The sequence below is a fragment of the Nonomuraea sp. NPDC026600 genome, assembly GCF_040638335.1.
In the GTDB taxonomy this organism is placed as follows: domain Bacteria; phylum Actinomycetota; class Actinomycetes; order Streptosporangiales; family Streptosporangiaceae; genus Nonomuraea.
In genome coordinates, this window is sequence record NZ_JBEZYD010000036.1 from 37,907 (window position 1) to 51,576 (window position 13,670).

Below are 13,670 nucleotides of genomic sequence, written 5' to 3' on the forward strand. Positions count from 1 at the left end.
ACCGGGCAGGCCGGATCCGTACTACCGGACGGGATGAATCTCGATCTAGACTGCCAGCCCAGGCTTGCGCGGGACTTGCGCGGTGAAAGGGGCGGCGTGGATTTCCGGATCCTCGGGCCCCTGGAGCTCTGGAACGGCGGCCTGCCGGTGCCGCTGACCGCGCCGAAGCAGCGGGCGCTGCTCGCGATCCTGCTGATCAAGGCGGGCCGGCCCGTCCCCGTCGAGCGCCTGGTCGACGAGCTGTGGGGCGCGACACCACCGCGGAGCGTGGAGAGCACGCTGCACTCCCTGCTCTCCCGGCTGCGCGGAATAGGCGTCGTCACGCTCGTCAGGGAGCCGGGCGGCTACCGGCTGGGATTGGCGGGCGCGACCCTGGACGCCCGTGTCTTCGAGCGGCTTGCCCTAGAGGCGAGGGAGCTGGCGGAGGCGGGGCAGTTGGAGCAGGCCGCGCGGTGTTTCCGGGAGGCTCTGGATCTGTGGCGGGCGCCGGCGCTGGCGGACGCGCCCGAGTCGCCGATGATCGAGGCGGAGCGGGCCCGGCTCGACGGGCTGCGGCTGGCGGTCTTCGAGGAGTACGCCGACACGCTGGCCGGGCTCGGCCGGCACGCCCAGGTCGCAGGTGAGCTGCGTGCACTGCTGGCGGAACACCCGCTGCGCGAATCCCTGTGGGCCAGAATGATCGACGCCCTCGACCGCTCAGGGCAGGCCAGAGAGGCGCTCGCCGCCTACGACGAAGCGCGCCGGGTGCTCGCCGAGGAACTCGGCCTGGACCCCGGATCGGAGCTGCGCCGTCTGCAGGCCAGGATCCTGCGGCGGGAGAACGGGCGGGAGAACGAAAGGGAGGCTCGCGGGCCGATCTCTCCGCAACTGCCGCCCGACCTGGCCCAGTTCACCGGGCGCGGCACCGCGCTCCGTGAGCTGACCGCGCTGATGCGGACCGCACCGGGGACGGTGGCCGTCATCAGTGGCATGCCCGGCGTCGGGAAGTCGGCCTTCGCGGTCCACTGGGCCCACCGGATGGCCGAGCGCTTTCCCGACGGGCAGATCTTCATCGACCTGCGCGGGCACCGGCCGCAGGAGGCGATCACACCACGGAAGGCGCTGGACCGGTTCGTCCGCGCCCTGGGCATGCCTCCGGAGCAGGTCCCGGCGGAGGAAGACGAGCTCGCCACCGCTTACCGAACGCTGCTCGCCGGACGGCGGGTGCTGGTGGTGCTCGACAACGCGGCCGACCCCGCCCAGGTCCAACCGCTGCTGCCCGGCACCGACGGCTGCCTGGCACTGGTCACCAGCAGGAACCGGCTTTCCGGTCTGGCCCTGCACCACGTGACGCGCACCATCGACCTCGACATCCTGGCCGAGCCCGAGGCCGTCGACCTGCTGGCCGCCGTCATCGGCCCACGCGCCGGCGCCGAGCCGGACGCGGTCGCCGAACTCGCGGACCAGTGCGGGCAACTGCCCCTGGCCCTACGGATCGCCGCCGCCCACCTGGCCGGCCACCCCCACCGCCGGGTCGCCACCTACCTGGCGGACCTCACCGAGCGCGGACGGCTCAGCGCACTGTGCCTCGGCGACGTCCCGGCCACCGCCGTCCGCGCCACCTTCGACCTGTCCTACCAGGCGCTGGCCGAGGCCGACCGGATCGCCTTCCGCCGCCTGGGCCTGATGCCCGGTTCCGGCTTCACCGCCCAGTCGCTGGCCGCGATGCTCGACGTCTCCGCCGCCCAGGCCCGTACGCACCTGGACGCGCTACGGGCGGCCAGCCTGATCCACCCCCACCGCGGCCGGCCGCTCCAAGAGCGCTACCAGTTGCACGATCTCCTTCTCGACTACGCCCGCGACCGAGCCCAAGCCGAGGACGCCCCGCCGATCCGCGAGGAGTCCGTACGCCGGTTATTGGAGTGGTATCTCACCATCGACGACCCTCTCGTACTGCAGGACGAGCACGAGAACATGATGGCGGGCACCCGCCACGCCGCGGAGCATGGCATGGACGCCGCCTGGCGGCTGCCCGCGGCGCTCGCCCAGCCGCTGCGACTGCGCCACTGCCTGACCGACACCGCTGAGCTGCACACCCTGGCCGCCACCGCCGCCGAGCAGGCCAGTCGGCATGTGGAGGCCGCCGTCGCCCACCACAACCTCGGCGCCGTCCTGGAGCACCTGGGCCGCTACCCCGAAGCCCTGGCCGAGCACCGCAGGACACTGGAGATCTACCGGCAACTGAAGGACCGGCACGGGATGGGCACCGCGCTGCGTAGCATCGGCACCGTCTCCTGGCTGCTGGGCCGGTACGGCGAAGCCCTCACCGATCTCCAGGAGGCACGGCGCCTCCTGGAGGGCACAGGCGCCGACGACGCCGTGGGCCAGACGCTCAACATGCTCGGCATCGTGCTGCGGAATCTGGGCCGCCTGGAGGAGGCCGTCACCCACTATGAGCGCGCACTGGCCATCCACCAGCGCACGGACGACCGCCAAGGCGAGGCGAACACCCTCAACAACCTCGGCGTGGCCCGCGAGGCCCAAGACCGCCACGCCGAGGCACTGGACCTGTACCAAAAGGCGCTCGCGCTGCGCCGGGCGGCGGGCAGTCGCAAGGGAGAGGCCCGCGCGCTGAACAACATCGGCCTGGTGGAGGCCAAGCTCGGCCGGCTCGAACCCGCGCGCGAGCATCTCCTGGCCGCGCTGGCCAGCCATCGCGAGAGCGGCGACCTCAAGGGCGAGGGGCAGGTGACCAACGACCTGGCCGGCCTCTACCACCGTCTCGGGCGGGAGGAGGAGGCGCTCACGCATTTCGCCGCGGCGCTGCGCATCCGCTCCGGCATCGGCGACCGCAGGGGCCTTGCCGAAACCCACAGGGATCTCGGTGAGGCCCTTGCCGATCAGGGCGATGCCACCGCCCACCGCCATCTGGCCGCCGCGGACCAGATCTTCAAGGAGCTGGGCGTGATCACCTGAGCTCAGGAGCCCACGGGGACGATGAGCCCGACCGTGAGGAGCTCGGCCACACCGAGCCCCAACCGGTCGTCCGTGCCGGGTCCGGCTGCCTGGCGGTACCGGTCGCGCAGCGACGACAGGTCCCTGCCGTCGCACAGGGCGTAGATCAGCCAGGCCTGTTCGTTCAGCCATTGGAAGCTCGGCGCGCCGGGTGTGACGGCCACCAGCTCACGCTGCTCGGGGATCGGGCACACCTGAACCGGCTGTGCCTGGCGGTAGCCCCGTACCTCCAACTCCACCTCCGTGCGTGGGCGGGCCTCGACGGGTAGCGGTTCGGGCAGGATTCCCGGCGCGAGAGGGGCCACGGCGCCGATCAGCCAGTCGACGAACCGCCTCCCGCTGTCCGTCAGCATCCCGCCGTACGTCTGCGAGGCCTGCCGGGCGAGATAGGTCACCCGTTCGGGAGCGGTGGTGTACTCACCGCTCCCGGCCGCCTGACTACCGGGCGTGGCCTGATCGACGAAGTCGGTCGCGGGCGGCTCTCCGTACCTGGCGCGCAGGTCCGGTCCGGCGCCGGCCGCGGCCGCGCGGAACAGCAGCAGGTGAGCGTAGACGTGCATGGCGAACAGCACCCGCGACAGCGTCCACGACCGCAGGCGCCAGGGGATCGGGATCAGCTGGTCCGGATCGGCGGCCATGGACCCGGTGCGCAGCACGTCGAACAACTTCAGGTGCAGGCCCTCGTGGAACAGCGTCTCCGCCGCCACCCAGGGGTCGGTCAGCCGCTCGGGGGCCAGGAGCACCGCCGAAGGAAGCGGATCGCCGCCGGAGACCGAGTTGAGGACTCCGTCGGCCAGCTCGTCACGGACCAACCCGGTCAGGGAGATGTGCGGAAGCACGCCGGCGCCCGTGTGGGGCAGCAGCTCGGCGAGCAGTCCGGCGCCCTGGCTGAGCCCGGCCAGCATGCCGGCGTCGGGACGCACCCGGCTGCCGGAGCCGTTTTTCGAGAGCGTCCCGGCCAGCAGTTCTTCCAGGCGAGCGGCCAGCACCTTCTCCGGCTCGGAGGCCGGTTCGAGGTCGGTCCACACCCACGAGACGGCATGGCCGGGCCATGGACGCACCCTGGGGTGAGACAGGCGCTCGCATGGCCCGAGGCCGTCGAGCACGTCCGCCGCACCGCCTTCCAGGTAGCCGACCAGAGTGCCGTTCTCACCGGCCTGCCGTTCCAGGGCGGTCAGGTCGTTCTCGAACGCGTTGCGCAGCACCGGGTCGTACATCACCGGGCGGAGCTCAGCGTCATCAGCCTGGCACAAGCGCTCCAGCCGGTCGGCGGCGTGTGGGTGGTGCCGGGCCAGCACGCCGAGACCCAGGCGGTAGCGAGCCAGGTTCCTGACCTCGATCGCCTCGGCGCTGCCGAACCGGGGATCCGAGCCGAGTGTCAGGTCGATGCGGGCCGTCAGATCGGCAGGTGATTCGGTGTCCAAGACGTCGCCTCGCTTCACTGGTGGGGGACCGGCGGCGGGATGTCTCGCCGCCGGTCGGCTCGTTCTCCGTTACTGGGCTCGGGGTGACGAGAACTCCGGGACCCACGCGCGCTCGTGCGCGGCATCGGTCGTCACGGTGGGAGCGGTGTTCCCTGCCAGCGGGAACTGCGGCAATTCCACGGTCTGAGTCGGCATGCTGTTGCCTTTCGTGCGTTGGATCACCTGGTGCTCTTGAACCTACGAAGCGAGGGTGTGGGCCCGGTGTGGCGAGACGGCTCGGTCCCGCTGCTACGCCGCATTCGGCGGAGGTCGGTCATCCGCCGTCGCAACGCGTAGGCGGGGGCGTCCGTCGGCAGGGGCTGGCGGCGGTGATAGCGCAAATCCCCGGGCCAGAAGCGGGCGGTGTCGAATTCGTCCCCGGGAATGGAATGTCCCTTGGGGGTTAATCACCCCTAGGGGTGACTCGTCAATGGATCTCCATTGACGAGTCACGAGCGGAAGAACAACATTGCCGCAGCCTTCCCGTCATTCCTCTCAATGGTTCAACGCGCCGAAAAGGAAGACGGTTCACCTTGCGAAGAAACCCTTCGCGAAAAGACCGCGTGGAGACCAGATGCATCATCATGCCCATTCTGTCACTCGACGAGCGTTGTTATCCGTCGCCTGCGCCACGCTGCTCGTCCTCAGCGGGTTGATCACCGCTACGGAAGCCGACGCGGCCGTCCCCTTCGAGATCCAGAGGCTCGACGGCACCGGCAACAACGTCGCGAATCCCGCATGGGGAAAGTCGGGCACCGCCTATTCGCGGGTGGGTCCGGCCCGCTACGCCGATGGGGTGAGCACCCCTCGTACGGGGCCCAACAGCCGCTTCATCAGCAACCGCATCTTCAACGACGTCAACCAGAACATCTTCTCCGAGCGGCGGATCACCCAGTGGGCCTTCACCTGGGGCCAGTTCGTCGATCACACGATCGGCCTGCGCGACTCCGCCGGCCCGACCGCGACCGCGGCGAACATCTCGTTCAACGGCAACGATCCGCTTGAGGCCTTCACCAACACCCTCGGCAACATCGCGTTCACCCGCTCCGCGGCCACCACGGGCACGGGCACCGGCACCGGCAACCCGCGCCAGCAGACCAACACGGTGAGCTCCTACCTCGACGCGTGGGCCGTCTACGGAGGCACCGACCAGCGGCTCGAATGGCTGCGCGAGGGTCCGGTGGACGGCAATCCGGCCAACAACAGCGCCCGCCTGCTGATGCCCGGCGCGTACCTGCCCCGGCGCACCAGCCGGGGGAACGCGGCCACCGCGCCCGCCATGGACGCGGACGGCAGGCTGCTGGCCACCCCGAACAACGCGATGGTGGCGGGGGACGTCCGGGCCAACGAGAACATCGCGCTGACCGCGACCCAGACGCTGTTCGCCCGCGAGCACAACCGGATCGTGTCGCTGCTGCCCGCCTCCCTGTCGGAGGAGGACAAGTTCCAGATCGCCCGGCGTGTGGTGATCGCCGAGCAGCAGTACGTGACCTACAACGAGTTCCTGCCGGCTGTGGGCGTCACCCTGCCCGCCTACACCGGCTACAAGTCCGGCGTGAACGCCAACCTCAGCAACGAGTTCGCCACCGTCGGCTACCGCGCGCACAGCCAGATCCATGGCGAGGTCGAGTTGGAGACCGACGCCGACCGCTACACGGCCGCCCAGCTGCAGGCCTTCGAGAATCAGGGCATCGAGGTCGCGATCGAGGATGGAGAGGCGGAGATCACGATCCCGCTGAACGTGGCGTTCTTCAACCCCGACCTGGTGCCCTCCCTCCAGCTCGGCCCGCTGCTTCAGGCCATCGGCCTGGAATCCGAGTACCGGAACGACGAGCAGATCGACAACCAGCTCCGTAGCGTGCTGTTCCAGGTCCCCGTCGCGGGCAACCCGGGATGCCTGGACGGGCCGACCCTGCCCCAGTGCTTCCGCGGCGTCGTCGACCTCGGCGCGATCGACACCGAGCGGGCTCGCGACCACGGTTTGCCCAGCTACAACGAGCTCCGGCAGGCGTACGGGCTCGCGCCGCGCACCAGCTTCACCGCGATCACCGGTGAGGCCACTGACGCCTTCCCCGCCGACCCCGTGCTGACTCCCGGCAACGAGATCAACGATCCGGACAGTCTCACCCACACCCAGCTCTTCAACATCGACGGGGCGCCGCTCACGGTCGGCGACGAAGCCGCCGGGACGCGTTCGGTCCGCCGGACCACAACGGCGTCGCGACTGCGCGCGATCTACGGGAACGTGAACAACGTGGACGCGTTCGTCGGCATGGTCGCCGAGCGGCACGTGCCCGGCACCGAGTTCGGCGAGCTCCAGCTCGCCATCTGGACGAAGCAGTTCCAGGCGCTGCGTGATGGAGACCGGTTCTTCTACCGCAACATCGCCGGCCTGGACACCATCAGGCAGCAGTACGGGATCGACTTCCGGCGGACGCTGGCGCAGATCATCGCCGCCAACACCGACATCCCGGCCGCGGAGCTGAACGACAACGTCTTCCTCGTCTCCGACGCCGATCTGCCCCCCACGACCTGCAAGATCGGCTACACGGTGACCGAGAGCTGGCCTGGGCTCTTCCAGACCGCCCTGAACATCACCAACCTGGGCACGGCCCCGACGCAGGGCTGGACCCTGCGCTGGCGGTTCCCGAACGGGCAGAAGGTCGCCCTACTGTGGAACGGCGTCGTCTCTCAGGCGGGCGTGAACACGACGGTGACCAACCAGAGCTGGAACGCCGCCATCCCGCCGGGCGGCACGCTCACCGGGGTCGGTTTCATCGCCGGCTGGGATGACGCCACCAACGCGGAGCCGCCTGACTTCACGCTCAACAACGCTCGCTGCGCCCGCGGCTAGCGCGCCACGGCCCTACTCCTGAACACCCAAGCTCACCCCGAGCTGGTACGCGATGACGAGCGTCTCAGGTCTGTTCCGCGCACCCAGCTTCCTGAACAATCGGGCTTGGGTGTTCTCGACCGTCTTGCTGGTGATGCCGAGCGTGCGGGCGGTCTGCCGGATGGTGTGCCCGCTGGCGATGGAGCGGAGGATGTCCCGCTCTCTGGACGTGAGCTCCGGGACGCGCGGGAGACACTCCGCCTGCCCGGAGAGGTACGGGGAGGTTATGACGAAGCAGTAGCCCCGAGCCACCAGTCTCAGGACCATTTCCAGCTCCCGGCGGACATCGGTCGCGCAGATGAGGGCACGGGCGCCGCGGCGGAGCGCGTCCGTGACCGCGTCCAGGTCCGGCACCGCGGACCGGACGATGACGACCGGAGCGCACAGACGCGCCGGCAACCTCCAGTCCTGTGGAAGAGGATCCACGAGCAGGACGGTCAACGGGCCCCGGTGCCGGCGGATCCCGGGGTCGCCGATCACGTCGTTCGTCCGGGTGAAGACGAAGGCCGTGCCACGCTCCAGGAGCGCGATCCACAACTCGGAGCAGACACCCTCCGGCCGGGCGTGCACGACCACCAGCTCTGAACATCCGGGTTCCGGACGGTGCCGGTGCACGTCCTCGGCATTCTTGGGCACGTCGAACAGGCCGAGGGAGATCCCGCGAGACACCGCATGGATCTGCGAGCTCACGCCGAGTTTCCGGTAGATGTGCCGTTTATGGCTCTCGACGCATCGCGGGCCGATCCTGAGCAGCTCGGCGATCTCCGAGACGCGGTGCCCACTGCCGATCAGCGAGAGGACGGTGATTTCGGTGCTGGTGAGCGCATCGATGGGAGCAGCTTTCACTCGGACTTTCCCCGACGGAAGTTCCGTATATAGAGTGAATTCATGTGACATGAATAGTCAATAAAGTGGGCAGGGCTGTTTGATCGGTGTGCGTGCGGTCGCGAAGCTTTCACCGCGGAGGTGCGAGCGGCGCGTCGCGCCGCTCGCAGTGGAAACCACCTCGCCAGGACATCTTGCGTCGCCAGGACTATTTGGTGATCATGCCGTGCGGGTCAGGCACGTACTTGCGCGCGGCCCCCTCTTCCCCGTCCAAGTGTTCGATCTGGACGAGCTCAGGCGCGTTCATCGCCCGGCGGCCACGGACGCCACGTCGCTGCGCAGGGCCCGCTCCTCTGCGTCGGCCAGCCAGAAGAAGACCGGCGGCAGGCTGAGCTCTATCACCGCCAGCGCGATCTGGAACCACTGCGGCCAGCCGTGCACGGCGAGCGAGAGCAGCCGGCCCACACCGCCCAGCAGGAAAACGCCGGCCAGCCACCGCACCGCCCGAGCCGGGATCGGACGCTGCCGCGCGGCCCATAGCCAGGCCAGCCCGTAGCCGACGAAGCTGGCCCCCATGAACCGGCCCCAGCTGTCGATCGTCGTGCCGGCGGAACCGGCGCCGGGGATCGCCGCGTTGCCGAGCGCCACGTGGAACAGGCCGATCGCGACGCAGGCCCAGCCCATCAACTGTGTGAGTACGCGCAGAACCCTGGCCATAGTCCCTCCAAGTCGTCGTGGCGGAGCTTAGTTGACATGCGTCTACTACATTGGGCGTGCTAGTAGACCCGTGTCAACTAAACTTCTTGTGTGCCTCCCCGCCAGCGACTCACCCCTGCGGACCGTCGTGCCCAACTCCTCGCCGTCGGCGCACGGCTCTTCGCCGCGCACCCGTACGCCGACGTGCTGATGGAGGAGGTCGCCGAAGAGGCCGGTGTTTCCCGGGCCCTGCTCTACCGTCACTTCCCCAGCAAGCAGGCTCTGTTCGCAGCCGTCTACCAGCAGGCGGCGGACCAGCTGCTTGCCGAGACGCGACTCGACTCCGCCGACTCCCTGGTGGAGCAGCTCATCCAGGGGATGGACGTCCATCTCGACTACTTCGTGGCGAACCGCAACGCCGTCCTCGCCGCGAACCGGGTCCTCGCGGGCGACCCGGTGATCCAGACGATCATGACGAACGAGCTGGACGCGCTCCGTACGCGGCTGCTGACCGTACTCCCACTCGCGGACGAGAGCGCCCGCGAGGCTGTGTCCGGTGTCCTGAAGAGCTGGCTGGTTTTCGTTCAGGTCCTCTGCGTCGACTGGCTCACCCACGCGACCTGCACCCGCACCCAGCTACGCGATGTCTGCATCGGCGCGGTCCTCGGCGCCCTCCGGCCGCTGCTCGCCGAGGACCCCGCCCCCGACTGGCCGCGACAAGGGCCCGCCGCGGGTGCCTAGTCGAAGCATGGCCATGCCTCCATGTCCGGTCCCTGGCGCAGTTGTACGCCGATGAGCCGGGCTTCGCTTACGGCTGGGGGCCGGAGTATGCGGCCTTGGTTTCCGGGATGCTCGTTCACCGAACCACCGACCGTTGATGGCCCGATCAACCGTTCCCGTCAGTGCCTTCCCGCTCGGGCTAGTGCGTCCTCAGCCTGCGCGGCGAGGGCCACGACAAGATCGGCTGCGGAGGGCAGGTCGTTGATGAGATCAATGGCCTCACCGGCCCACACCGGCAGTGCGGGTATCTCGCCTCGTGCCACGCCATCCTGGTACGCCTGCTTGGCCTGAACATCGGTGGCGAGTTCGGCTTCTCGGCCCCGCCATTGATCGATGAAGGGGTTGCCGAGGGTGCGGGCGGTGTATTTCGACGGCCACCGGGAGCCTCGGGCGATATCAAGCACGCTGTTGCGCTCGGTGTCCTCCCCGCGTCCCTCGACGATCGCCTTGGCGGTCGAGGGGGGCACCAGGGCTTCGGTCGTGGCCTGGAAGCGGGTGCCGATGAGTGCTCCGGCGGCTCCCAGAGCCAGGACGGCGGCCAGGCCGCGGCCGTCGGCGATCCCGCCGGCCGCCAGCACCGGCACCGGTGCCGCCAGGTCCACCACGACCGGTACGAACGGCAATGTGGAGCGCCCCTGCCGGGCGCCATGCCCACCGCTTTCGACCCCCTGCGCCACGATGACATCGGCGCCCAGGTCCACCGCCCGCCTGGCCTCCTCCAGATCGGTGACCTGAATGATCAGACTCGTACCCGCCTGGCGGACGCGTTCAGTGAACGGGCTCGGGTCTCCGAAGGACAACATCACCGCCCGGGGGGCGTACTCCAGCGCACGCTCAACCGCTTCAACATCGATCTGCCAGGTCAGGAAACCGATCCCCCACGGCCTTCCGCCGGCGCCCTCGGCGACGATCGGCACCTCGCGGGCCAACCACTCCGGATCCCCGTTGGCGCTGCCCAGCAGCCCGAGCCCGCCACCGCGAGAGACGGCCGCCGTCAGCGCGCCACCGGCCGACCCGCCCATCGGCGCCAGGGCAATGGGGTGCTGCACGCCGAACAACTTCGTGAATGCTGTCGAAAACGCCATGACCACAATGATCACCCCTTACCGGCTTGTACGCGGCAGCCGTCCTGTGCAGGACGACGAGATAATTCCCGGGCCCGGGTGGAGTCAGAGCGGTGGGTTGCCTTCAGAAGCTGGGCCAGCATCGACGCCTTCTACTGCTGTTTTGATCTTTGACGGTAGCCTGGCGTGATTCCCCGAGGAGGCATCGATGGCGTCTGAAGCCGAAGAGCGCATAAACCACGCACTGCGCACCAGCGCTCCCGTCCTGGACCTCTCCGCCCTGGAGCTCTGCAGCCTGCCGGCAACACTGGCCGCGTTCACCTCACTCACTCACCTCAATCTGAACTTCAACAAGCTCAGTGAGCTACCGGAATGGCTGGGCGGGCTCACCTCGCTCACCCAGCTCGACCTGGCAGGCAACAGACTCCGCGAACTTCCCGAATCTCTGGTCCACCTTCACGCTCTCCAGGAACTCGGCTTGGCCGGTCACTACCTCGAAGAGTTACCCGTGTGGTTAGGCGACCTCAAGTCGCTGACCATCCTGGACCTGTCCGACGGCCCCCTGGAGAAGTTGCCTGAGTGGATGGGGAAGTTCACCTCCCTCAGAATGCTCGACGTCCACGGCAACAACCTCAGTGAGCTGCCCGATTCACTCGGAAACCTCGCCTCGCTCACCCGGCTCGACGTGGCAGACAACCCACTCAGCGAGCTGCCGGACTCACTGGCCATGCTCCACGCCCTCGTCGAGCTCGACGTCACGGACACATATCTGAGTGAGCTGCCGAAATGGTTGAAGAAGCTTCCCTCGCTCGAACGGATCGACCTGAACGAGGCCGACTTCGACAAGATTCCCAAGTGGGCCTCTCACCTGGTTGTGGATTGTGAAGATTTCTCCTAGCGCGACGCTCCCTGAGACGCCAAGTCTCCCCCCGAAGCGATCATAAGATCACCTGCGAGGGAATCGAACACGCCCCATCGGTAATCACACGAACACGCTAGGTGGGCGGGCGAGCCTCCGGGTGCTGCTACTTCTCACCGACATTCCAGACCCGATCAGCCCTCGAGTGCTGTCCAAACTGACCGACAAACGCTGCTGCTACTCGCCAGCAAAATCACGTCGGTACGACGGGGGCTGCGGATATCCTCCGGCGTCTCGCCTGAACCGAATTGCTCGCACCAGCCAGTGCCGCAGGACTCGCAGGCGACCTCGGCATCCCAACGCAACTGCCCGCTGTCGATGAACTGGTTCACCTGACGGACAAGGATGTCCTCGCATCTGCCACAACGCGATTCGATCTTTGCTGTCTGCCCCGTCATCCCCGACACCAACGCTCCCATCGCCGCCACGACCCGGACATCCCACTTCGCAGCGCTACGCCTTGCAACATGACCTGTTGATCAATATGCCAACAGTGTCCCAACCCGATGGGCGGGGCTGCTCCTATGTGACACGCTCACACAGGCTGCATCCCACAGCCCTCGTCGCGGACCTGTAGTTTCTGAATAGCCACAGGTCAGAGCATGGATCCGAGCTCCCGCGGTCGGTGATCTGGACGAAGCGCATCTGCTGGCGCACGACCAGCTTGAATCGGTGCGCATGCTGACCAACCACGACATGGATTCGTCGAGTCCGTTCGCCACGGTGCTGATCGGGCAGCCGACCCTGCGCCGGAAGATCAAGCTCGGTGTCCTGGCCGCGCTCGATCAACGCATCGCCGTCCGCTACCACATGAACGGCATGACGCTGCAGGAGACCAGCAGCTACCTCGCCCATCACGTCGTGCTGACCGGCCGCTCCGCCCCGCTGTTCACCGAGGATGCCGCCCCGCTGATCCACACCACCAGCCGCGGTTGTCCCCGTGCCGTCAACAACCTTGCCCTCCAGGCCCTCCTGGCCACCTTCGCCGCTGACAAGACCATCGTTGACGAGGCCGCCACCCGCACCGCCGTTCAACGAGGTCATCGCAACGGAGTGACAGGCTCTCCCCTGGTGGCAGCAGCGGCTTTCCCCAATTCTTCTAGGCAGCCATCTCCATGAGCCGTAAATCACGCAGTCCGCAGGAGTTTCCGTATGGTGAAAATATGTTCTTCGAACCCCGCCAGCTCAGGAAGAATCGACTCGCCCACCCAAGCCTGGACTGCCGGCCTGGTCCGCTCCGCCGGCGGAAGAGATGGGCGCGGTGATGGTCAGCGGATTGGCGCTGGCCCGCACCCCGAATGTCGCCATTACCTTGCCAACGATCCAGGCATTCAGCACCGGCTGCCTGATCAACGTGGACATCGTCACGAGGCGACAGACTCTGTCCCCCGACGACTTCCAGGCCCTCCAGCTATCCGTGTTCCCTCATATGATCACCGGGGTGAGGGCCGATCAGCCGTTACCGGACCAGCTGCTACGGTTCGGCGTGCGCTTCGCCGACGGCGCCAAGGCCACCACCGTCGGACAACGTTTGGACAGAACACAGCTCCCACAGGATCCGCCACCAGGCCCGCAGCTTTCCTTGCTGCTCCCGGGCATGTCCATGCGCAGCGGTGACGAGGATGCAGGTGTCATGACCATGGGACTGTGGCTTTGGCCCTCGCCACCCCGGGAGAGCTTCGAACTCGCTGTGGAGTGGCCCGTCGGCGGTATCGAGCTGAGCATCGTCGAACTCGATGGCGTGGCCATCGCGGCGGCCGCCCAGCAGGCGGTCCCGTACTGGCCGGAATCCCCGCAGGGCGAGTAAAGCCCTACCAGCCGCGATTACGGAGGAGCCCCTGCCTGCAAGTCCGCGATTGTAATTCGGTCCATGGATTTGAAGAAACCCTCTGAACAGGGAGCCCCAGTGACAATACGCACATCAAGCTGCCAACCCGCACACCAAGACCCCGCCAGCCTCACGCTGCCGGGGTCTTCTCACATCGCCACATCCTCGCCTTGGATGTCGCGTTCATCCTCATCTTGAGTGTCCGGGA

At 67.9% G+C, this 13,670-nt stretch carries 12 protein-coding genes; 6 read left to right on the forward strand and 6 right to left on the reverse strand.

Going from position 1 to position 13,670, the window contains the following annotated elements:
* Nucleotides 1–96: 96 nt before the first annotated feature.
* Nucleotides 97–2,955, forward strand: coding sequence for a tetratricopeptide repeat protein (locus AB0F17_RS50565; RefSeq protein ID WP_358039237.1), 2,859 nt, complete (start codon nt 97–99; stop codon nt 2,953–2,955).
* Between the two features lie 2 nt (nt 2,956–2,957).
* On the opposite strand, the gene AB0F17_RS50570 is transcribed toward AB0F17_RS50565, so the two are convergent.
* Both AB0F17_RS50570 and AB0F17_RS50575 read right to left on the reverse strand, forming a co-directional pair.
* On the reverse strand, nt 2,958–4,418 hold the full coding sequence (locus AB0F17_RS50570; RefSeq protein ID WP_358039240.1) for an HEXXH motif-containing putative peptide modification protein: 1,461 nt from the start codon (nt 4,416–4,418) through the stop codon (nt 2,958–2,960).
* Between the two features lie 69 nt (nt 4,419–4,487).
* The gene (locus tag AB0F17_RS50575; protein ID WP_358039242.1) at nt 4,488–4,613 is read right to left on the reverse strand and encodes a hypothetical protein; all 126 of its coding nucleotides are present in this window, start codon (nt 4,611–4,613) and stop codon (nt 4,488–4,490) included.
* Between the two features lie 454 nt (nt 4,614–5,067).
* On the opposite strand from AB0F17_RS50575, the gene AB0F17_RS50580 reads away from it, so the two are divergent.
* Entirely contained in the window at nt 5,068–7,311 is a 2,244-nt protein-coding gene (locus AB0F17_RS50580) for a peroxidase family protein (RefSeq protein WP_358039244.1), read from the forward strand.
* Between the two features lie 12 nt (nt 7,312–7,323).
* On the opposite strand, the gene AB0F17_RS50585 is transcribed toward AB0F17_RS50580, so the two are convergent.
* Together AB0F17_RS50585 and AB0F17_RS50590 are read right to left on the reverse strand one after the other, a co-directional pair.
* On the reverse strand, nt 7,324–8,196 hold the full coding sequence (locus tag AB0F17_RS50585; protein ID WP_358039246.1) for a LuxR C-terminal-related transcriptional regulator: 873 nt from the start codon (nt 8,194–8,196) through the stop codon (nt 7,324–7,326).
* Nucleotides 8,197–8,478: 282 nt separating this feature from the next.
* Complete coding sequence (locus AB0F17_RS50590) at nt 8,479–8,892, reverse strand: DUF4345 domain-containing protein (protein ID WP_358039249.1); 414 nt, start codon at nt 8,890–8,892, stop codon at nt 8,479–8,481.
* A gap of 90 nt (nt 8,893–8,982) precedes the next feature.
* Here AB0F17_RS50590 and AB0F17_RS50595 point away from each other — a divergent pair, with 90 nt between their 5' ends.
* Nucleotides 8,983–9,612 (forward strand): helix-turn-helix domain-containing protein, encoded by a 630-nt coding sequence (locus tag AB0F17_RS50595; RefSeq protein WP_358039252.1) that lies wholly within the window; start codon nt 8,983–8,985, stop codon nt 9,610–9,612.
* A gap of 158 nt (nt 9,613–9,770) precedes the next feature.
* Here AB0F17_RS50595 and AB0F17_RS50600 read toward each other — a convergent pair whose 3' ends face one another.
* On the reverse strand, nt 9,771–10,736 hold the full coding sequence (locus AB0F17_RS50600; RefSeq protein WP_358039255.1) for a nitronate monooxygenase: 966 nt from the start codon (nt 10,734–10,736) through the stop codon (nt 9,771–9,773).
* A 187-nt stretch (nt 10,737–10,923) separates the two neighbouring features.
* Here AB0F17_RS50600 and AB0F17_RS50605 point away from each other — a divergent pair, with 187 nt between their 5' ends.
* Nucleotides 10,924–11,613, forward strand: coding sequence for a leucine-rich repeat domain-containing protein (locus tag AB0F17_RS50605; RefSeq protein WP_358039258.1), 690 nt, complete (start codon nt 10,924–10,926; stop codon nt 11,611–11,613).
* A gap of 155 nt (nt 11,614–11,768) precedes the next feature.
* Here AB0F17_RS50605 and AB0F17_RS50610 read toward each other — a convergent pair whose 3' ends face one another.
* On the reverse strand, nt 11,769–11,966 hold the full coding sequence (locus tag AB0F17_RS50610) for a hypothetical protein (protein WP_358039261.1): 198 nt from the start codon (nt 11,964–11,966) through the stop codon (nt 11,769–11,771).
* 340 nt (nt 11,967–12,306) lie between these two features.
* Between AB0F17_RS50610 and AB0F17_RS50615 the strand changes: the two genes are divergently transcribed.
* Both AB0F17_RS50615 and AB0F17_RS50620 read left to right on the forward strand, forming a co-directional pair.
* Entirely contained in the window at nt 12,307–12,753 is a 447-nt protein-coding gene (locus AB0F17_RS50615) for a hypothetical protein (protein WP_358039263.1), read from the forward strand.
* Between the two features lie 133 nt (nt 12,754–12,886).
* Nucleotides 12,887–13,441 carry a hypothetical protein gene (locus AB0F17_RS50620; protein WP_358039266.1) on the forward strand — a complete coding sequence of 185 codons (555 nt, stop codon included), beginning with the start codon at nt 12,887–12,889 and terminating at the stop codon, nt 13,439–13,441.
* Nucleotides 13,442–13,670 lie beyond the last annotated feature (229 nt).

Coding starts and splice junctions, on each gene's coding strand:
- AB0F17_RS50575 (WP_358039242.1), bottom strand. CDS start 4,613: ATGCCGACTCAGACCGTGGAATTGCCGCAGTTCCCGCTGGCAGGGAAC.
- AB0F17_RS50590 (WP_358039249.1), bottom strand. CDS start 8,892: ATGGCCAGGGTTCTGCGCGTACTCACACAGTTGATGGGCTGGGCCTGC.
- AB0F17_RS50600 (WP_358039255.1), bottom strand. CDS start 10,736: ATGGCGTTTTCGACAGCATTCACGAAGTTGTTCGGCGTGCAGCACCCC.
- AB0F17_RS50605 (WP_358039258.1), top strand. CDS start 10,924: ATGGCGTCTGAAGCCGAAGAGCGCATAAACCACGCACTGCGCACCAGC.
- AB0F17_RS50620 (WP_358039266.1), top strand. CDS start 12,887: ATGGGCGCGGTGATGGTCAGCGGATTGGCGCTGGCCCGCACCCCGAAT.